The sequence below is a fragment of the unidentified bacterial endosymbiont genome, from assembly GCF_918797525.1.
In the GTDB taxonomy this organism is placed as follows: domain Bacteria; phylum Pseudomonadota; class Gammaproteobacteria; order Enterobacterales; family Enterobacteriaceae; genus Enterobacter.
On sequence record NZ_OU963893.1, the window covers coordinates 2,796,436 to 2,816,082 of the forward strand.

The following is a 19,647-nucleotide window of genomic DNA, read 5'->3' on the forward strand; positions in this document are numbered from 1 at the left end:
TTACGCCGCTTTGGGCTGTTTTTCATAAAGGAAATGCAGGATCTGCTGGCGCAGATGGTGGTAACGGCTCTCTTGCGCCAGCAGCACCCGGTTACGCGGGCGCGGCAGGTCAACGCGCAGGATCTCGCCCACCGTTGCCGCCGGGCCGTTGGTCATCATCATCACGCGGTCAGAGAGCAGGACCGCTTCATCAACGTCGTGAGTGATCAGCACAATGGTGGTGTTCAGCGCCTGCTGAATTTGCATCACGGAGTCCTGAAGATGAGCACGCGTCAGCGCATCCAGCGCGCCGAATGGCTCATCCATCAGCAACACCTTCGGCTTCATCGCCAGCGCACGGGCAATGCCCACGCGCTGCTTCATACCGCCGGAGATCTCCCCGGGACGTTTATGCAGGGCATGCCCCATCTGCACGCGAATGAGGTTGTGCTCAATCCACTCCCTGCGCTCCGCCTTGTTCAGGGTACGGCGAAACACCTGATCCACCGCCAGCGCAACATTGTCGAAGCAGGTCAGCCACGGCAGCAGGGAGTGGTTCTGGAACACCACCGCGCGCTCAGGCCCCGGCCCGGCAATTTCGCGGTTATCACAGAGAAGCCCGCCTTCGGTGGGGAGCGTTATCCCGGCGATCAGGTTCAGCAGCGTCGATTTGCCGCAGCCAGAGTGGCCAATCAGACTCACGGTTTCACCTTCGTGGATATCAAAAGAGACGTTTTGCAGCGCCAGGAACTCGCCGCTGGCAGTAGCGAAACGCTGGCTTACCGCCTGCACCTGAATTATCGGTTTCATTGTCACTCCTTATTTTTCCTGCCAGCTAAAACGACGGGCGATCAGCATCAGCCCCTGCTCCAGCAGCAACCCGACCACGCCAATAATGACGATAGCGATGAGAATGTTTTCGACGTTGAGATTGTTCCACTCATTCCAGATCCAAAAGCCGATGCCTAAGCCCCCGGTCAACATTTCAGCGGCAACAATCACCAGCCAGGCGATACCGATGGAGAGACGCACGCCGGTCAGCACCGCTGGCAGCACGGCGGGGAAGAGAATGCGGCGCATAATGGTCCACTCGGAGAGCTGCAGTACGCGCGCCACGTTAAGGTAATCGTCCGGGATACGGCGTACCCCTTCAGCGGTGTTGATCACCATCGGCCAGACGGAGCAGATAAAAATGGTCCAGCTCGACGCCGGTTCCGCTTTCTGGAACAGCAGCAGGCCGATAGGCAGCCAGGCCAGCGGGCTTACCGGGCGCAGCAACGCGATAAGCGGGTTGAACATGCGCGAGAAAAAGGTGAAGCGGCCAATCAGGAAGCCAAGCGGAATGCCGACGAATGCCGCCAGCCCGAAGCCCACCGCCACGCGCTGCAGCGAGGCCAGCACGTTCCAGCCGATGCCCATATCATTAGGCCCGTCGCGATAGAAAGGATCGGCGAATAAGGTCATTGCCGACTCCAGCGTGCTGAGCGGCGTCGGGAAGCCTTTGCTGTTCATCGCCGCCAGTTGCCAGAGCAACACCAGCAGCCCTAGCCCCAGAAACGCCGGAATGATGCGCTGGAAAAAATCGTTTACGCGGCGCGCCAACACGGGCGCGGGACGGCGAACCGCAAGTGGAGGCAGAACGATCACCTCCCCGCTTACCGGCGTCTTTTGTTTCGATTTGGTACGCTGCAGATGCGGCATAATCAGGCCCCTTTACGGTGAATGGCGAAGCGGTTGGCGTATCCCTGTGGGTCGGCGCCGTTCCAGACGGAACCGTCCATCAATGTGCTGCTGCGGTAGGGTGATGACGGGGCGGCAATACCGCCCACCGCCGCGGCGGCTTCCTGCCAGAGCGCGGTCTGGTTAATACGTTGTGCAATCGCCGCGTAATCCGGCTCGGTTGTGAGCAAACCCCAGCGGCGGAACTGTGTTAAGAACCACATACCGTCGGAGAGATACGGGTAGCTCACCGCGCCCTCATTGAAGAAGCGAATCGGATGCGCGTCCTGCCAGCTCTGCCCGATGCCGTTGTCGTATTCACCCAGCATCCGTGCGGTGAGGTACTGCTCTTTGCAGTTCAGCCACGCCCGACGCGAGAGGATCTGCGCGGTTTCGCGTTTGTTGTCCGGGGAAGCGTCTATCCAGCGCGCGGCCTCCATCACCGCGCTCACCAGGGCGCGTGCGGTGTGCGGGTTTTTATCGACCCACTCGCGGCGCGTACCGAGAATTTTTTCCGGATGGTCGGGCCAGATCGACTGCGACGTGGCGGCGGTAAAACCAATACGGTCGTTAATGGCGCGCGCATTCCACGGTTCGCCCACGCAAAAGCCGACCATATTACCAATGCGCATATTCATCACCATTTGCGGCGGCGCTACCACGACGGTACGGACATCGTCGAACGGATTAATCCCCGCGCTGGCCAGCCAGTAGTACAGCCACATGGCATGCGTCCCGGTCGGGAAGGTATGCGCAAAGGTGTAAGTGCCCGGCGCCTGCTGCCCGATAAGCGTCTTCAGAGCGTCCGGATCGCGCACGCCCTTCTCCGCCAGCTCGCCTGAGAGGGTAATGGCCTGGCCGTTTTGGTTGAGCGTCATCAGGTTCGCCATTGGCTGCGCTTTACCCGCGATGCCCAGCTCCAGCCCGTACAGCAGACCATAGAGCATATGTGCCGCATCCAGTTCGCCCGCGACCAGCTTGTCCCGCACCGCCGCCCAGCTTGCCTCTTTAGTGGGCACGATGGTAATGCCATATTTTTTATCGAAGCCTTTAAGCGCCGCGATAACCACCGGCGCGCAGTCGGTCAATGGGATAAACCCGACACGTACCTTCTCCTGCTCAGGCTTATCCGAGCCTGCCGCCCACGCGGCCTGCATGACGCCCGGTAACAGCATTGCGCCGCTCGCCAGCATGCTGGCCTGTAAAAACCGCCGTCTCGACAAATCCGCCATGTCTACTCCTGAAAAAAAACCAAAAAAAAGCGCCCTGCCGTGCCGAAGCACCGCTGGACGCCTTTATCCCGCAGACGCATGCACCGCCGTTGGCGCATCGTCAAAAATGGTTAATCAGATAATGCAAAGAAGATGCCAGAATACAAACGTTGATTTAACCGGCCCCGACCGCATGAGGCTTCAGGTTACGCACCGTCATCAGGCACGATTTGCCCAGCGATTGTGCAACTACGCCTTCGGGGTGAGCTGCCACACGCTTTTCACGGTGAGCAGCGCCTTTGCGATATCCACCATGCGCTGATTCTTATCCATCGCCATTTTACGCAGCGCCGTCCAGGCCTGTTCTTCGCTCATCTGCTGGTAGGTCATCAGCACGCTTTTGGCCTTGTCGATGGTCTTGCGCGCGTCGAGGGTATCGCGCAGAGACGCCAGCTGGCGGGAGAGTTGCTCGATTTCACGCGCCTGCTGGCGCACCAGCGGGAGCAAGGGTTTATCCGGGTAGAGGGTCACAAGGTCGTCATTATCATCTTCCTGCTCCCTGACATGCTGTTGATGGTGAAGACGCTCATCTACGGCGAGCATCAGATCGGCAATAACGATCTCCTCCAGCGTGCGCAGATGTTCAAGGCGTGCCGTTTGCAGGGCAAACCAGTTCCGTGCGGCGTGACCATTATCTGCGCCGGGCTGACGGGTACAGGCCAGGCGTCTGAGCTGCTCGGTCTCACGGTCAGGCTGACAGTTCAGGGCGAAGGTCGTTTGCACATCCGCCTGGCTGTGGGATAAAAACACCTCAAAGCAGGCCTGCTGGCCGTCGATGCGGTCCACCAGGCTCTGGCGGGTTTCTTCGCTGAAAAAGCCGAGCGTGAAGCCGATCGCCCCCAGCGCCCGCTCCTGCCCCACCAGCTCTTTCCCCTGCATCAGGCTATAAAGCGCCACAAAACGGCCCGCGATGTGCGGGTCGTCAATGCTGTCATTAAGCTGCGGCACGATACTGAGCAGGTGGCGAAGGATGCGGCTGTAGCGCGCCATCGCCCCGGCGGGTGCCATCCCCTGCTGGCTGATGCCATCACGCAGGGCAGGTAGCGCCTCCAGGCTTTGCAGCGCTGCGGCGATACGTTCGCAGATGGCGCTGCCCGGCAACGGGGATTGCGCATCAAGAATGCGATGCAGGGCAGCGAGATTTTCATCTACCAGCGCACGGCTGGCCTTGCATTCGGGGGCGTACAGTTTACCCTGTGAACAGAGCCAGACATTTGAGGCGCCACGCTCACACTGCAGCATATGCACCAGTTGGCTGATGCTGCTCACCAGCACGCCCGACTGCGCAAGCTTGCTGAGTTGCGCCTGGCGCATCAGGCGTGCACGCTGGAACCATTGGGTTGCCGCAGGCGTTCTTCCAGCTATTACCGTCATGCTTACTCTCCCGAATCACTCACCTGCGATGAGTAAAGCAATATTCGTGCCTTTTCAAAGAACAGGAGTCATCATGCAGAAGATTGTCATTGTCGCCAACGGTGCGGCCTATGGCAGCGAATCGCTGTTTAACAGCCTGCGCCTGGCGATAGCGCTACGCGACAGTGAACGAGAGGTTGAGCTACGCCTCTTTTTAATGTCAGATGCCGTTACGGCCGGTCTGAAGGGACAAAAGCCGGCGGAGGGGTATAACATTCAGCAGATGCTGGAGATCCTGACGGCGCAGAATGTGCCGGTCAGGCTGTGTAAAACCTGCACCGACGGGCGCGGCATCACCGGCCTTGCGCTGATTGATGGCGTGCAAATTGGCACCCTGGTCGAACTGGCCGAATGGACGCTGAGCGCCGATAAAGTATTAACGTTTTAAGCCTGAACCGCTGGGCAGGTTATCAGGCAACGCCCCGCCGCAGCGGATGATTTAGCTCTGCGCCTTCCATCAGCGCTTTCACCTTCACGACCAGTTCATTCAGACAATCGTCTTTCATACCGAGACGCGTGAGCGCCTGGTCCAGTGAAAAGAGATACTGCGCATTGGTTCCCAGCGGCCCGCTGGCGGCGGCGATCAGCGGAGCAATAACCTGCGTACGGGTGTCCGCTTCATACAGCGGGTGGCGCGGATCCATGATAAACACCAGCGCATTGACGGTGCGGCCGTCATCAAGCTCCAGCTTGCACCAGCAGGGCAGATAGCAGCCGGTGATCATCTCGCGCTTCCAGAGCAGCGTGAGCTCCTCTTCAGGGGCGGGATCCGGGAGTCGGTATGCCACGCCCGTGGTGCGTCCGCCCTCTTTCAGTGCAAGCATGCGGCCAGGCTGACACGCACTGCCGCGTCCGGCGGTGAGGCGCAAACAGAACGCGCGATGCCAGCCCGGGAGCGTTCCCGTTGCCGATTCGACAAATTCCAGCGCCGGGTTCCACATCAGCGAGCCGTAGCCAAAAATCCACACCGGCCCCTCATCCGGACGGCACGCAAGCGTGGCAGCCAGCGACGCCGCACGTTGTTCAGCCGACCAAAGAAGCGCTTCCTCAATAGCGCCAAAAGCGGTCTTACAATCTGCCTTCTTTAGAAAATCACGCGTTAACATATTACACCTCCGCCACTGCATGCTTCCCTGCGACATCTGTAGTCCGCCTTCCCGGCATGATATGCTGGTCATATCACCAGCAGTCATCAACGATAAGCAATTCGCGGGCCAGTTGCAATACAAGGGCAGTTCACGCGCCTCAAACGACAAAATGAAGGTAGTGTAATAGGTGGTGACTATCTCTTTTTATGCCATTTATCATCGTCTCCTTTTTCATAATCATTTTTTACCGCAGCCCATGCGACTTTGTGCGCAGTTTCTTCACGGCTGGCATTATTCCTGCGATCGTCTTTATCTTTGTATTGATCCCAGGCGTTGTTAAAGGCTTCTTTATAGATATCCTGCGCGTGAGCGGGGAGTACGTGCTGCACGCTCCCAGGTAATTCGCGTTTCGATTTATAGAGCATCACTAACCTCTTTTTTTGCTAAAGCGTTAAGTGTGGTCGACAATGTCTACGCGCGCTAGTCAGGAAAGATTTATGAATTACTCAAAAGATAATCATCTGTTATTAAACAAAATAACGCCAAAGAGTGGCTTTTTTATCACTCATAACAGGAATAATTCATTAACGGTAAAATTGAGTAAAAAACTGAGGGTAATCAATAGAGATCTGGTAGTTTATTGACCTTAAAATTCTATCTATAATTACAAGCACCTGCATTGATGGAGAAGCACATGACAGCAGTACATGAGGCGGTAAAGACCCGCCACAAGGAGACGTCGCTCATTTTCCCGGTTCTGGCACTGGCTGTGCTGTTCTTCTGGGGAAGTAGTCAGTCACTGCCAGTGGTGGTTGGTATTAATATTATTGCGCTGGTGGGTATTTTAACCAGCGCCTTTAGCGTTGTACGCCATGCGGATGTTTTAGCCCACCGTCTGGGCGAGCCGTACGGTTCGTTAATTCTCAGTCTTTCGGTGGTGATTCTTGAAGTCAGCCTGATCTCTGCCCTGATGGCAACCGGCGACGCCGCGCCTACGCTGATGCGCGACACGCTCTACTCCATCATTATGATTGTGACAGGCGGTCTGGTCGGCTTTTCTCTGCTATTGGGTGGGCGTAAATTTGCTACCCAGTATATGAATCTGTTTGGTATTAAACAGTATCTGATTGCCCTGTTCCCGCTGGCCATAATTGTACTGGTATTCCCGATGGCCCTGCCCGGTGCAAACTTCACGACCGGCCAGGCGCTGCTGGTGGCCCTGATTTCGGCCGCCATGTACGGCGTATTCCTGTTGATTCAAACCAAGACTCACCAGAGTTTGTTTGTATACGAGCATGAAGATGATGCTGACGATGACGACCCGCATCACGGTAAACCATCGGCACACAGCAGCGTGTGGCATACCGTTTGGCTGATCGTACATCTGATTGCGGTTATCGCGGTCACCAAGATGAACGCAAATCCGCTGGAGACGCTGTTAACGGAGATGAACGCGCCGGTGGCGTTTACCGGCTTCCTGGTGGCGCTGCTGATCCTCTCGCCTGAAGGGCTTGGGGCGCTGAAAGCGGTGCTGAACAATCAGGTTCAACGGGCAATGAACCTGTTCTTCGGCTCCGTGCTGGCAACAATTTCACTCACTGTACCGGTTGTGACGTTGATTGCCTTTATGACCGGCAATGACCTGCAGTTTGCGCTGGGTGCGCCAGAGATGATCGTGATGATCGCGTCACTGCTGCTGTGCCAGATCTCCTTCTCGACCGGACGTACAAACGTGCTGAACGGTGCGGCGCACATGGCGTTGTTTATTGCCTATCTGATGACAATATTTGCGTGAGATAACCCGCGCCTTCTCCCCTTCCGGGCGCGGAAGAAACCCAAAAAACCCGCCGGGAAGGCGGGTTTTTTATTAGTTGCTGGTATCCAGCTCGTCGAAGTTTTTCACCAGATCGTCAATCGCTTTGATCTGTTTCAGGAACGGCTCCAGCTTGTCCAGCGGCAGGGCGGACGGGCCGTCGCATTTAGCGTTCGCCGGATCCGGGTGCGCTTCAATGAACAAACCTGCCAGCCCGGTTGCCATACCGGCACGCGCCAGCTCGGTAACCTGGGCACGACGCCCGCCGGAGGCGGCGCCAAACGGGTCACGGCACTGCAGAGCGTGAGTCACGTCGAAGATAACCGGAGACTGGTTAGAGACGTTTTTCATCACGCTGAAGCCCAGCATATCAACGACCAGGTTGTCATAACCGAAGTTTGCGCCACGGTCACACAGGATAACCTTATCATTGCCGCCTTCGATAAACTTATCGACGATGTTACCCATCTGACCAGGGCTGACAAACTGCGGTTTTTTCACGTTGATCACGGCGCCGGTTTTCGCCATGGCTTCTACCAGGTCTGTCTGGCGAGCCAGGAACGCCGGAAGCTGGATAACATCGACCACGTCAGCCACCGGCTGCGCCTGGGAGGCTTCATGAACGTCGGTGATCACTTTCACGCCAAACGTCTGTTTCAGCTCCTGGAAAATTTTCATTCCTTCTTCCAGGCCCGGGCCACGGTAAGAGTGAATAGAGGAGCGGTTGGCTTTGTCAAAAGAGGCTTTAAACACGTACGGGATCCCAAGCTTCTGGGTCACGGTCACGTAGTGTTCGCAGATGCGCATGGCGAGATCGCGGGATTCCAGAACGTTCATACCGCCAAACAGCACGAACGGTAGATCGTTTGCTACCTTGATATCCCCAATGCTAACCACTTTCTGTTTCATAGGATCGCCTTATTCAGGTGTGAATCGGAATTAAGATTAATGCAGCGTAATGTGTTTATGCGAGATAGCGTTTATCTGCGCGCGAATCATTTCGCTAATAGGATCTTCCGGACATTGTTCCACGAAATAACTCAAATCATTCAGTGCGACGTGCTCGCAGTCGAGCTGCGCATAGATAAGGCCACGGTCGCGAATTTCGTACGGGTCTTCCGGATTAAACTGCAGCAGGACCTCACTGGCACGCAGCGCCAGCTCCATCTGCCGCTCTTCCATTAGCGCCGACTTTAGCGTATCCAGCAGCTTGCGAACGACCTCGGAGTTATCCGCTTCATCAAGATCTTCATTGAAGAGCTCTGCAATCGGGCTGATATTGCCTTTCAGCCAGACGTCCAGCGTGTGCTCGTCCAGCGTGTCACCGTTAAACGGATTGATTAACCACATCTCTCCATCCAGCCACTCTGCACGCAGGATCATCTGCGTGGGGAAAATGACCGGTACCAGCGGAATATCCAGACGATGCGCAACCCACAGCAAAATAGCGCCCAGCGCCACAGCACTGCCCTGACGATTTTTTAAAACCTGGTCGAGCCATAACGCATCCGACAGGCGGTACACGCCGCGCGTGTCGCTGAAACCCCATTCGCCGTAGAAAAGCTCAAGCAGCTTTTCAAGTTGCCAGTCCTGGCCACGCGCCTGACTGATCTCTTCGCGTGCAAGACTGACCAGGCTCTCCAGCTCATCGTAGACGTACTGCGACGTAAAATCGTCGCGGATCATCTCCGAAATCAGGATCATGCCATCGCAAAGCGGCACTTTATTAAATTCGAAATCGGCTAAGGACCTCATGACTTACCCCAGTAACGACTGCGCGTACAATGACGTCCAGACGCGATAAAACTCAAAAACAATGTAGATGATAACGCCAAACCGCTTTTCAGTCAGCCATGCGCCTTTATCAGTTTATGGCAGATAGCCGAGACTCATGCCCACGTGCCCAGCGTCAGGCGTTCATTACCGCCATAATCGCGACAGGTTTCCACTGCGGTGTAACCTGCCGTCGTGAACAGCGCACGTACGGCTTCTCCCTGCGTCCAGCCATGTTCCACCAGCAGCCAGCCCTCGGGAAGCAAATGTTCTCGTGACGTTGTCACAATGTGATCCAGATCGGCCATACCCGCCCTGGCAGCAACCAGCGCAGTTAGCGGTTCAAAACGCACATCTCCCTGCGCCAGGTGCGGGTCGTGTTGGTCAATATAGGGCGGATTGCTGACAATCATCTCAAACGTGTCGCTTTCAAGCGCGCTAAACCAGCTGCTCTGTCGCACCGACACGTTGCTGAACCCCAGACGCTCAAGGTTACGCTGTGCCAGCGCCACCGCATCCGGCATCACGTCCACTGCCGTCACCGTACAGTCCGGACGCTCAGAGGCCAGCGCCAGCGCAATCGCCCCGGTGCCGGTGCCGAGATCGAGAATGCGGCAACGCTTTGCCGGTAAACGCGCCAGCGCCTGCTCCACCAGGCACTCGGTGTCGGGCCGTGGGATCAGGGTGGCGGCTGAAACGTAGAGCGGTAAAGACCAGAACTCACGCTCGCCCACCAGGTGCGCCACCGGCTCGCCGGTTTTGCGTCGGGCAAGCAGCGCCGCAAGCTGCGTTTCCTGTTCCGGGGTGAGCGCCGTCTCGCCAAATGCCAGCAGATAAGTGCGGGCTTTCCCCGTCACATGTTCAAGCAGGATCTCGGCGTCACGCTTAGGGCTTTCACTTTCTGAAAGCGCACTGGCGGCATGGCGTAACCAGTGTTGAAAATCCATTATTCCTGCTCGGACAATGCCGCCAACTGGTCGGCCTGGTATTCCTGCACGATAGGCTCGATAAGCATATCCAGTTTACCTTCCATAGCTTCATCCAGACGGTAGAGCGTCAGGTTGATGCGGTGGTCGGTCACCCGGCCCTGCGGGAAGTTGTAGGTCCGGTTACGATCGCTGCGATCGCCGCTGCCCAGCAGGTTACGCCGGGTGGACGCTTCCGCCTGCTGGCGTTTTGCCACTTCGGCGGCACGGATACGCGCGCCGAGCACCGACAAGGCTTTGGCTTTGTTTTTGTGCTGGGAACGTTCGTCCTGGCACTCTACCACGATGCCGGTTGGCAAGTGGGTAATACGAATTGCCGAGTCGGTGGTGTTAACGTGCTGCCCGCCCGCCCCGGAAGATCGGAAGGTATCGATACGCAGTTCTGAGGGGTTGATATCAGGCAGTTCCGCCTCCGGCAGCTCTGGCATCACCGCAACCGTACAGGCTGAGGTGTGAATACGTCCCTGAGATTCGGTGGCCGGCACGCGCTGTACGCGATGTCCGCCGGATTCAAACTTCAGACGACCATAAACGCCATCACCGCTGATCTTAGCGATAACCTCTTTAAAACCACCATGTTCACCTTCGTTGGCGCTCATGATCTCCACGCGCCAGCGACGGGCTTCAGCGTAACGGCTGTACATACGGAACAGATCGCCGGCAAACAGCGCAGCTTCGTCACCGCCGGTTCCGGCACGAACTTCCACAAATGCGTTACGCTCATCGTCCGGATCTTTAGGCAACAGCAGAACCTGAAGCTGTTGCTCCATCTCTTCTGCACGCGTTTTCGCATCCTGTAACTCTTCCTGCGCCATTTCGCGCATTTCAGGGTCGTCGAGCATCATCTGCGCGGTTTCAATATCTTCCTGGACCTGGCGCCAGTCGGTAAAGCATTTAGATACATCACTCAACTGCGCATACTCACGCGATAGCGCGCGAAAACGTTCCTGGTCTGCAATGGTCCCGGCATCACCGAGCAGCGCCTGTACTTCTTCATGGCGCTCGTGCAGAGCTTCCAGTTTAGCGACGATAGAAGGCTTCATAGGCGTAAATGCACCTTGTAATAGAAAATGGGTATAGGGCGCTATTCCAGCCCGAGGCTGTTGCGCAGAATAGTCAGGCGTTCATCATCCCCGTCCCGGGCTGCCTGCTGAAGAGATTTGGTTGGGGCATGGATCAGACGGTTAGTCAGTTTCCAGGCCAGATCCTGCATAATCGCGCTGGCATCGCCGCCCTGTTGCAGGGCCGCCAGCGCTTTGGCGGTCAGGTCGTCACGCACCTGCGCCGCCTGCCCGCGATATTCGCGGATGGTCTCACTGGCGCTTTGCGCGCGCAACCAGGCCATAAACTCGCTGGTTTCCTGCTCGACAATGGTTTCCGCCTGAACCGCTGCGGCTTTACGCTGGGCAAGGTTGTGGGAAATAATCGTTTGCAGGTCATCGACGCTATAAAGATAGGCGTTAGCCAGTTTGCCGACGTCCGGTTCGACATCGCGCGGTACGGCGATATCCACCAGCAGCATCGGCTGATTACGCCGCGATTTCAGCGCACGCTCCACCATCCCTTTGCCGATAATCGGCAGCGGGCTGGCGGTAGAACTGATAATAATATCCGCCTCTTTCAGACGCTCATCAATGTCGCTTAGCGCAATCACTTCCGCACCCACTTCGTCTGCCAGTACCTGCGCACGTTCGCGGGTACGGTTAGCGATGATCATCTTTTTCACCTTATGCTCGCGCAGATGGCGCGCCACAAGCTCGATGGTCTCACCCGCACCGACCAGCAGCACCGTAACGGTTGACAGAGACTCGAAGATTTGACGTGCGAGGGTACAGGCTGCGAAAGCAACAGAAACCGCACTGGCGCCAATGTCGGTTTCGGTTCGCACACGCTTCGCCACGGAGAACGACTTCTGGAACATACGCTCCAGCTCGCTCGCTTTCAGGTGCCCTTTTTGCGAATCGGCAAAGGCTTTTTTGACCTGACCCAGGATCTGCGGCTCGCCAAGCACCAGCGAATCAAGGCCGCTGGCCACGCGCATCAGATGGCTGACCGCATTGTTATCCTGATGCCAGTAAAGGCTATTGCGCAGCTCTTCTTCGTTGAGATGGTGATAGTCACATAACCAGCGGATTAACGTTTCATGCAGGTTGTCCTGCTCCTCAACGCTTAAGTACAACTCGGTGCGGTTGCAGGTCGAGAGCACCACCCCACCCTGCACCATAGGCTGCGCGAGCAGGCTGTCCAGCGCCAGGTCGAGCGTATCCGGCGAAAACGTGACACGTTCTCGCAGTGAAACCGGGGCTGTTTTGTGGTTAATGCCGAGTGCTAATAAGGTCATGTTGAGCGGGAGTAGTACCAGCGTTAATAAGGTTAGCAGGTCGCATCATACAGGATGCGCGAGATCAATAAAAGAGACCACACCCTTTCGGAGTAATAGGTTAGAAAGCGCTTTGAGATAATTTGAACGTAGACGCTGCTCCTGTGGGACGCTAGCATTAACAGTTATAACTGCAACGTATCTCAAGGATTTGTCCTCATTATGACCCGACTGATTCGCCTGCTGCCTCTGGCGGCACTGGTTCTGACCGCGTGTACCGTCAACCAACCTAAAGGCCCGGGCAAAAGCCCCGACTCGCCGCAGTGGCGTCAGCACCAGCAGGACGTGCGTAACTTAAGCCAGTACCAGACGCGTGGCGCCTTTGCTTATCTGTCTGACGAGCAAAAGGTTTATGCCCGCTTTTTCTGGCAGCAAACGGGACAGGATCGTTATCGCCTGCTGTTGCTGAACCCGCTGGGCAGTACCGAGCTTGAGCTTATCGCCGGACCGGGTGAAGCGCAGATAACCGACAGTAAAGGCCAACGCTATACCGCCACCGATGCCGAAGAGATGATCGGTAAACTGACCGGTATGCCTATCCCGCTGAACAGCCTGCGCCAGTGGATCCTCGGACTGCCGGGAGAGGCGACCGATTACAGACTCGACGATCAATACCGCCTGAGCCAGCTCAACTACACCCAGAACGGTAAAACCTGGAAGGTGGTATTTAGCGCCTATGACAGTAAAACGACACCTTCCCTGCCCTCCAACATGGAGCTGACCCAGGGCAGCCAGCGCATTAAGTTGAAGATGGATAACTGGATCGTTAAATGATGAGCCAATGGCCCTCTCCTGGAAAACTGAATCTGTTTCTCTACATCATCGGCCAGCGTGCTGACGGTTATCATAGCCTGCAGACGCTGTTTCAGTTTCTCAATTATGGCGATACTGTTTCGATAACGCCGCGTAATGACGGCGAGATTTGTCTGCTGACGCCTGTGGAGGGCGTGGAGCATGACGATAACCTCATCATTCTTGCCGCGCGCCTGCTGATGAAGGCGGCAGCACAAACAGGGCGACTGCCTGCGGGAAGCGGCGCGGATCTGGCGGTTGAAAAACGTCTGCCGATGGGCGGCGGGCTGGGCGGCGGCTCATCTAATGCCGCTACCGTGCTGGTCGCCCTGAACCATCTCTGGGGATGCGGCCTGTCGAAAGATGAACTGGCGGCCTTAGGACTTACGCTTGGCGCGGATGTCCCGGTGTTTATTCACGGGCATGCGGCGTTTGCCGAAGGGGTGGGCGAGATCCTCACGGCGGTAGAACCTGAGGAAAAATGGTATCTTGTTGCCCAGCCTGGCGTGAGTATTCCGACGCCGGTCATCTTCAAAGATCCTGACCTGAAAAGAGATACGCCAGCGCGGTCAATAGAGACGTTATTAAATTGTGAATTCAGCAACGATTGCGAGGATATCGCAAGAAAACGTTTTCGCGAGGTTGATGCGGTGCTTTCCTGGCTGTTAGAATACGCGCCGTCGCGCCTGACTGGCACAGGGGCTTGTGTCTTTGCTGAATTTGACACCGAATCCGCCGCCCGTCAGGTGCTTGAGCAAGCGCCGGTTTGGCTGCATGGTTTTGTAGCGCGTGGAGTGAACACCTCCCCTCTACAACAGGCCATTCTGGCGCAGACTGAGTTTCGGTGACAACGTCACCCTGTTCCAGACGTTGCATCGCGCTCTTTAATACACCGCCTGGATAGCATTTCGCTTAGGCCCCGCAGTTTGCGGCGAATGCTATCCACCACTGGACGCATGCCTGAGGTTCTTCTCGTGCCTGATATGAAGCTTTTTGCTGGTAACGCCACCCCGGAACTAGCACAACGTATTGCCAACCGCCTGTACACTTCCCTCGGCGATGCCGCTGTAGGTCGCTTTAGCGACGGCGAAGTCAGCGTACAAATTAACGAAAATGTACGCGGTGGTGATATTTTCATCATCCAGTCCACCTGTGCTCCAACGAACGACAACCTGATGGAATTGGTTGTTATGGTCGATGCCCTGCGCCGTGCTTCCGCAGGCCGTATCACTGCTGTCATCCCTTATTTTGGTTATGCGCGCCAGGACCGTCGCGTCCGTTCCGCGCGTGTGCCAATTACAGCCAAAGTTGTCGCGGATTTTCTCTCCAGCGTCGGCGTTGACCGCGTTCTGACCGTTGACCTGCATGCAGAGCAAATCCAGGGTTTCTTCGACGTCCCGGTTGATAACGTATTCGGCAGCCCAATCCTGCTGGAAGACATGCTGCAACTGAACCTCGATAACCCGATTGTGGTGTCTCCGGATATCGGCGGTGTAGTCCGTGCCCGTGCTATCGCTAAGCTGCTCAACGATACCGACATGGCAATCATCGACAAACGTCGTCCACGCGCTAACGTCTCTCAGGTGATGCACATCATCGGTGACGTTGCTGGCCGCGACTGCGTGCTGGTTGATGATATGATCGATACCGGCGGTACGCTGTGTAAAGCGGCAGAAGCGCTGAAAGAACGTGGGGCCAAGCGCGTATTTGCTTACGCAACCCACCCAATCTTCTCCGGTAATGCCGTGAACAACCTGCGCAACTCCGTTATCGATGAAGTTGTGGTGTGCGATACCATTCCCCTGAGCGACGAAATCAAAGCGCTGCCAAACGTGCGCACGTTGACCCTGTCCGGAATGTTGGCCGAAGCGATTCGTCGTATCAGCAACGAAGAATCAATCTCTGCCATGTTCGAACACTGATCGAGCACGGCTCAAAAACCCGCTACGGCGGGTTTTTTTGTTTCCGATATTTATTTGTATGACTAATGATTCAATCATCTATTATTCATATGACAGATGATACGCACAAGAATGATGGTTAATTGTGAAAAACGTAACTTCCTCACATGTTCTGCCCTTTCGCGCCCTCATCGACGCTTGCTGGAAAGAGAAATACTCATCGTCACGCTTTATACGTGACCTGATAGCCGGGGTAACCGTCGGCATTATCGCCATCCCGCTGGCGATGGCGCTGGCGATCGGTAGCGGCGTTGCGCCACAGTACGGCCTTTACACCTCGGCCGTGGCCGGGATTGTGATTGCCCTGACGGGCGGCTCTCGCTTTAGCGTCTCCGGCCCGACCGCCGCCTTTGTGGTTATCCTTTATCCTGTTTCCCAGCAGTTTGGTCTGGCCGGGCTGCTGGTCGCCACCCTGATGTCCGGTGTCTTTTTGATTCTGTTTGGCCTGGCTCGCTTTGGTCGGTTAATCGAATATATTCCGCTCTCCGTCACACTGGGATTCACCTCCGGGATTGGTATCACCATCGGGACGATGCAAATCAAAGATTTCCTCGGCCTGCAGCTGGTCCACGTCCCGGAGCACTACCTGCAAAAAGTCGGCGCGCTCATTATGGCATTGCCCACCGCTAACCTGGGCGACGCGGCAACAGGCATTGTAACGCTGGGTACGCTGATCGTCTGGCCCCGGCTGGGCATTCGTCTGCCTGGACACCTGCCAGCACTCCTGCTGGGCTGTGCGGTGATGGCTATCGTCAATCTGTTCGGCGGTCAGGTGGCGACCATCGGTTCACAGTTCCACTATATTCTGGCAGACGGTTCGCAGGGGAACGGCATTCCGCAGCTATTACCGCAACTGGTGCTGCCGTGGAATATGCCGGGCTCCAGCTTCACGCTGAGCTGGGATTCGCTTCACGCGCTGTTACCTGCCGCTTTCTCAATGGCGATGCTGGGGGCAATTGAATCTCTGCTGTGCGCCGTGGTGCTCGACGGCATGACCGGGACCAAACACAATGCGAACAGCGAGCTGGTCGGCCAGGGGATGGGCAATATTATTGCGCCGTTCTTCGGGGGGATTACGGCCACGGCGGCAATCGCCCGTTCGGCCGCTAACGTTCGCGCGGGTGCAACGTCTCCGGTTTCGGCGGTTATCCACTCCGGGCTGGTTATCATGGCTCTGCTGATACTCGCCCCACTGCTCTCCTGGCTCCCGCTCTCAGCGATGGCGGCTCTGCTGTTAATGGTCGCCTGGAACATGAGTGAGGCGCATAAGGTGGTGAACCTGCTGCGCCGTGCGCCGAAAGACGACATTATTGTGATGCTCATCTGTATGTCGCTGACCGTGTTGTTCGATATGGTCATTGCTATTAGCGTTGGGATTGTACTGGCTTCCCTGCTCTTTATGCGCCGCATCGCGCAGATGACGCGGCTTTCGTCGGTTAAGGTTGATGTGCCGGAGGATGTGCTGGTTCTGCGCGTCATTGGCCCGCTATTCTTTGCGGCCGCCGAAGGGCTGTTCAGCGATCTGGAGTCGCGCATTGTGGGCAAACGCATTGTGGTCCTGAAATGGGATGCCGTACCCGTGCTGGACGCGGGCGGGCTGGACGCCTTTCAGCGCTTCGTTGCGCGTTTGCCACAGGGATGTGAATTGCGGGTGAGCAATCTGGAATTTCAGCCGCTACGCACTATGGCACGCGCGGGCGTACAGCCGATCCCGGGCCGGCTGACATTTTACCCTGACCGCGAAGCGGCGTTAGCGGAGCGTGAAGCTCTGCCTTCTTAATGTAAAAAACGACGTGATATGCGTCGTTTTTAATATCTGTTGTTGCCCCACGCTAGCTGTGCTTGTGCTGGTCCCGGCGGCAACGTTTATCGTAATGGCGCACCCACCAGTATCTGTCGCAGACCTGTTCATGCCCGCTGACGCGTGCGCCAGCCAGCCACAACACCGCCCCGAGAAAGATGCTCAATACCGCGCCGTGAGCGAAGTATTGTGGGAGGTCAAGCTGTGGTAACTGGTTCAAAATAGAATAACCCACACCAACTACCATCACGAACAGCCCCAACCCCATCAGTATGTTACCGAGTATCGAAGCGTTTTTGCGTTTCATATATTACCTCCGGAACTATGGGTTGTAAGGGGTAATGCCCCCGATCCTTGTGTGTAAAGTATAGGCAACGCTCCTTTTACGAGTTGCGTGAATGATCACATTTACGAAACGTGCCCAGACAAAAATTTACAAATAAGGCGTTGAACAGCTTGAAATTCTAATGGTTCAACTGAGTAATTATTGTCTTTTTGGTGTTCATCGCGCAGAACTTTGTCAAGCGGCGCGCCAGACAGTAAACTACGCGCCAGATCTGGAACCCATTAGGAATTGAATCGTGACGATTAAACTGATTGTCGGCCTCGCTAATCCCGGCGCAGAGTATGCAGCCACTCGCCATAATGCCGGTGCCTGGTACGCTGATCTGCTGGCCGAACGGTTGCACGCTCCCCTGCGTGAAGAACCGAAGTTTTACGGGTATACCTCACGTATCAACCTTGCTGGCGCGGACGTGCGCCTGCTGGTGCCGACGACTTTCATGAACCTGAGCGGCAAAGCCGTGGCGGCAATGGCAACATTTTATCGCATCAATCCGGATGAAATTCTGGTGGCGCATGATGAACTGGATCTCCCGCCGGGTGTCGCAAAGTTCAAGCTGGGCGGCGGCCACGGCGGTCACAATGGTTTAAAAGACATCATCAGCAAACTGGGGAATAACCCTAATTTCCACCGTTTGCGTTTAGGAATTGGTCATCCGGGCGATAAAAACAAAGTTGTGGGTTTCGTGCTCGGTAAGCCCCCGGTTTCAGAGCAGAAATTAATAGACGACGCGGTTGACGAAGCGGCGCGCTGTACCGAGATTTGGCTACAAGACGGCTTGACTAAAGCGACTAACCGCCTGCATGCGTTTAAAGCGCAATAATCCGCGCAGTACGGCTTTTTTACCGCGCGGCCTGCGGGTTACGTGTATAATAAGCGTAGTTATTTACTTTTTTTCAATCGGTTGTTAATAACGGATTGATTATCAAGACATTAAGGTGATTTAGAGATGGGATTCAAATGCGGTATCGTCGGTCTGCCAAACGTTGGCAAATCCACCCTGTTCAACGCGCTCACCAAAGCCGGTATTGAAGCGGCAAACTTCCCGTTCTGTACCATTGAGCCGAACACCGGTGTTGTACCCATGCCCGATCCGCGTCTTGACCAGCTCGCAGAAATCGTCAAGCCGCAGCGCATTTTACCCACCACCATGGAGTTCGTGGACATTGCGGGCCTGGTAAAAGGCGCATCCAAAGGAGAAGGCCTGGGTAATCAGTTTCTGACCAACATTCGTGAAACCGAAGCGATCGGCCACGTTGTACGTTGCTTTGAGAATGACAACATTATCCACGTCAACAATAAAGTGGATCCGGCTGATGACATCGAAGTTATTAACACCGAACTGGCGCTGTCTGACCTGGACACCTGCGAGCGTGCTCTGCATCGCGTGCAAAAGCGTGCCAAAGGCGGCGATAAGGACGCTAAAGCCGAGCAAGCGGCGCTGGAAAAATGTCTGCCGCAGCTGGAAAACGCGGGTATGTTGCGCGCGCTTAAGAACCTGACTGAGGAAGACAAGGCAGCAATCAAATACCTGAGCTTCCTGACGCTGAAGCCAACCATGTATATTGCCAACGTCAACGAAGACGGTTTCGAGAACAACCCTTATCTGGACAAAGTGCGTGAAATCGCGGCGGCTGAAGGCTCTGTGGTGGTTGCGGTGTGCGCGGCGGTTGAATCCGATATCGCTGAACTGGACGATGCTGATCGTGAAGAGTTTATGGCCGAACTGGGCATTGAAGAACCGGGTCTTAATCGCGTGATCCGTGCGGGTTACGAACTGCTAAACCTGCAAACCTACTTCACCGCTGGCGTGAAAGAAGTGCGTGCATGGACCATCCCTGTAGGTGCCACTGCGCCACAGGCTGCGGGTAAAATCCACACAGACTTCGAGAAAGGCTTTATCCGCGCACAGACTATCGCGTTTGAAGACTTCATCACCTACAAAGGTGAGCAAGGCGCGAAAGAAGCTGGCAAGATGCGTGCGGAAGGGAAAGATTATGTCGTAAAAGATGGCGACGTGATGAACTTCCTGTTCAACGTCTAAAACTCAATTCACCTCATGAAAACCCTGAAAATCCACGCTGTTGCGTGGATTTTTTATGTATTGATTAAATGTTTATTTAAGCCTTAGCGTCACGGTATTTTCATCCCTGATACGCTTTTTACGCGCCTCGCACGGTTCAGGACATTCGCAGACCTTTTCCATGCCGACAGAGGCAATGCCGCCACAGCTGCCAGCGATCGTTCTGCGCTTAATAAGCCATCCAATCGACATGCCGAGCACTACCAGCAAAAAGACAACAAAGGTTGCGACAAAAGTCATCATTG

21 protein-coding genes are annotated in these 19,647 nt (G+C 55.8%); 8 read left to right on the plus strand and 13 right to left on the minus strand.

The window, feature by feature from the left end; translation table 11 throughout:
• The 4 genes from NL510_RS13350 to nasR all read right to left on the minus strand — a co-directional run bounded on the left by NL510_RS13350 (nt 1) and on the right by nasR (nt 4,343).
• On the minus strand, nt 1-789 hold the full coding sequence (locus NL510_RS13350; protein ID WP_253377458.1) for an ABC transporter ATP-binding protein: 789 nt from the start codon (nt 787-789) through the stop codon (nt 1-3).
• A 9-nt stretch (nt 790-798) separates the two neighbouring features.
• Nucleotides 799-1,680, minus strand: a complete 882-nt coding sequence (gene ntrB, locus NL510_RS13355) for a nitrate ABC transporter permease (protein WP_253377466.1) — start codon at nt 1,678-1,680, stop codon at nt 799-801.
• 2 nt (nt 1,681-1,682) lie between these two features.
• The gene (locus NL510_RS13360) at nt 1,683-2,930 is read right to left on the minus strand and encodes a CmpA/NrtA family ABC transporter substrate-binding protein (RefSeq protein WP_253377468.1); all 1,248 of its coding nucleotides are present in this window, start codon (nt 2,928-2,930) and stop codon (nt 1,683-1,685) included.
• A gap of 228 nt (nt 2,931-3,158) precedes the next feature.
• Nucleotides 3,159-4,343, minus strand: a complete 1,185-nt coding sequence (gene nasR, locus NL510_RS13365; RefSeq protein WP_253377480.1) for a nitrate regulatory protein NasR — start codon at nt 4,341-4,343, stop codon at nt 3,159-3,161.
• A 73-nt stretch (nt 4,344-4,416) separates the two neighbouring features.
• Here nasR and NL510_RS13370 point away from each other — a divergent pair, with 73 nt between their 5' ends.
• Nucleotides 4,417-4,770, plus strand: a complete 354-nt coding sequence (locus tag NL510_RS13370) for a DsrE/DsrF/TusD sulfur relay family protein (protein ID WP_253377481.1) — start codon at nt 4,417-4,419, stop codon at nt 4,768-4,770.
• Between the two features lie 22 nt (nt 4,771-4,792).
• Here NL510_RS13370 and NL510_RS13375 read toward each other — a convergent pair whose 3' ends face one another.
• A complete protein-coding gene (locus NL510_RS13375) occupies nt 4,793-5,488 on the minus strand; it encodes a gamma-glutamylcyclotransferase (RefSeq protein WP_253377484.1) in 696 nt (231 codons plus the stop codon).
• A gap of 176 nt (nt 5,489-5,664) precedes the next feature.
• On the minus strand, nt 5,665-5,895 hold the full coding sequence (chaB, locus tag NL510_RS13380; protein ID WP_253384903.1) for a putative cation transport regulator ChaB: 231 nt from the start codon (nt 5,893-5,895) through the stop codon (nt 5,665-5,667).
• Between the two features lie 269 nt (nt 5,896-6,164).
• On the opposite strand from chaB, the gene chaA reads away from it, so the two are divergent.
• The gene (chaA, locus tag NL510_RS13385) at nt 6,165-7,265 is read left to right on the plus strand and encodes a sodium-potassium/proton antiporter ChaA (RefSeq protein ID WP_253377486.1); all 1,101 of its coding nucleotides are present in this window, start codon (nt 6,165-6,167) and stop codon (nt 7,263-7,265) included.
• Nucleotides 7,266-7,337: 72 nt separating this feature from the next.
• Here the strand turns inward: chaA and kdsA are convergent, their stop codons facing one another.
• The 5 genes from kdsA to hemA form a co-directional block, all read right to left on the minus strand.
• Nucleotides 7,338-8,192 (minus strand): 3-deoxy-8-phosphooctulonate synthase, encoded by an 855-nt coding sequence (gene kdsA / locus NL510_RS13390; RefSeq protein WP_253377495.1) that lies wholly within the window; start codon nt 8,190-8,192, stop codon nt 7,338-7,340.
• A 36-nt stretch (nt 8,193-8,228) separates the two neighbouring features.
• Entirely contained in the window at nt 8,229-9,038 is an 810-nt protein-coding gene (sirB1, locus tag NL510_RS13395) for an invasion regulator SirB1 (RefSeq protein WP_253377499.1), read from the minus strand.
• Between the two features lie 134 nt (nt 9,039-9,172).
• Complete coding sequence (gene prmC / locus NL510_RS13400; protein WP_253377501.1) at nt 9,173-10,003, minus strand: peptide chain release factor N(5)-glutamine methyltransferase; 831 nt, start codon at nt 10,001-10,003, stop codon at nt 9,173-9,175.
• Nucleotides 10,003-11,085: a peptide chain release factor 1 gene (prfA, locus tag NL510_RS13405; RefSeq protein WP_253377506.1), complete on the minus strand. Its 1,083-nt coding sequence runs from the start codon at nt 11,083-11,085 to the stop codon at nt 10,003-10,005. The genes prmC and prfA overlap by 1 nt, the downstream gene beginning before the upstream one ends.
• A 41-nt stretch (nt 11,086-11,126) precedes the next feature.
• Nucleotides 11,127-12,383 (minus strand): glutamyl-tRNA reductase, encoded by a 1,257-nt coding sequence (hemA, locus tag NL510_RS13410; protein WP_253377508.1) that lies wholly within the window; start codon nt 12,381-12,383, stop codon nt 11,127-11,129.
• Nucleotides 12,384-12,584: 201 nt separating this feature from the next.
• Here hemA and lolB point away from each other — a divergent pair, with 201 nt between their 5' ends.
• The 4 genes from lolB to dauA all read left to right on the plus strand — a co-directional run bounded on the left by lolB (nt 12,585) and on the right by dauA (nt 16,955).
• Nucleotides 12,585-13,196 (plus strand): lipoprotein insertase outer membrane protein LolB, encoded by a 612-nt coding sequence (lolB, locus tag NL510_RS13415; protein ID WP_253377517.1) that lies wholly within the window; start codon nt 12,585-12,587, stop codon nt 13,194-13,196.
• A complete protein-coding gene (gene ispE, locus NL510_RS13420; protein WP_253377529.1) occupies nt 13,193-14,062 on the plus strand; it encodes a 4-(cytidine 5'-diphospho)-2-C-methyl-D-erythritol kinase in 870 nt (289 codons plus the stop codon). Before lolB ends, ispE begins: the two co-directional genes overlap by 4 nt.
• A 126-nt stretch (nt 14,063-14,188) precedes the next feature.
• Nucleotides 14,189-15,136, plus strand: a complete 948-nt coding sequence (prs, locus tag NL510_RS13425) for a ribose-phosphate diphosphokinase (protein ID WP_003856663.1) — start codon at nt 14,189-14,191, stop codon at nt 15,134-15,136.
• A 124-nt stretch (nt 15,137-15,260) separates the two neighbouring features.
• Nucleotides 15,261-16,955 (plus strand): C4-dicarboxylic acid transporter DauA, encoded by a 1,695-nt coding sequence (gene dauA, locus NL510_RS13430; RefSeq protein WP_253377531.1) that lies wholly within the window; start codon nt 15,261-15,263, stop codon nt 16,953-16,955.
• A gap of 52 nt (nt 16,956-17,007) precedes the next feature.
• On the opposite strand, the gene ychH is transcribed toward dauA, so the two are convergent.
• Nucleotides 17,008-17,283: a stress-induced protein YchH gene (gene ychH, locus NL510_RS13435; RefSeq protein WP_253377534.1), complete on the minus strand. Its 276-nt coding sequence runs from the start codon at nt 17,281-17,283 to the stop codon at nt 17,008-17,010.
• A gap of 274 nt (nt 17,284-17,557) precedes the next feature.
• Here ychH and pth point away from each other — a divergent pair, with 274 nt between their 5' ends.
• A complete protein-coding gene (pth, locus tag NL510_RS13440; RefSeq protein WP_253377536.1) occupies nt 17,558-18,142 on the plus strand; it encodes an aminoacyl-tRNA hydrolase in 585 nt (194 codons plus the stop codon).
• Between the two features lie 126 nt (nt 18,143-18,268).
• Nucleotides 18,269-19,363 carry a redox-regulated ATPase YchF gene (ychF, locus tag NL510_RS13445; RefSeq protein WP_253377546.1) on the plus strand — a complete coding sequence of 365 codons (1,095 nt, stop codon included), beginning with the start codon at nt 18,269-18,271 and terminating at the stop codon, nt 19,361-19,363.
• 72 nt (nt 19,364-19,435) lie between these two features.
• On the opposite strand, the gene nqrM is transcribed toward ychF, so the two are convergent.
• Nucleotides 19,436-19,645 (minus strand): (Na+)-NQR maturation NqrM, encoded by a 210-nt coding sequence (gene nqrM / locus NL510_RS13450; protein WP_253377548.1) that lies wholly within the window; start codon nt 19,643-19,645, stop codon nt 19,436-19,438.
• Nucleotides 19,646-19,647: the final 2 nt, after the last annotated feature.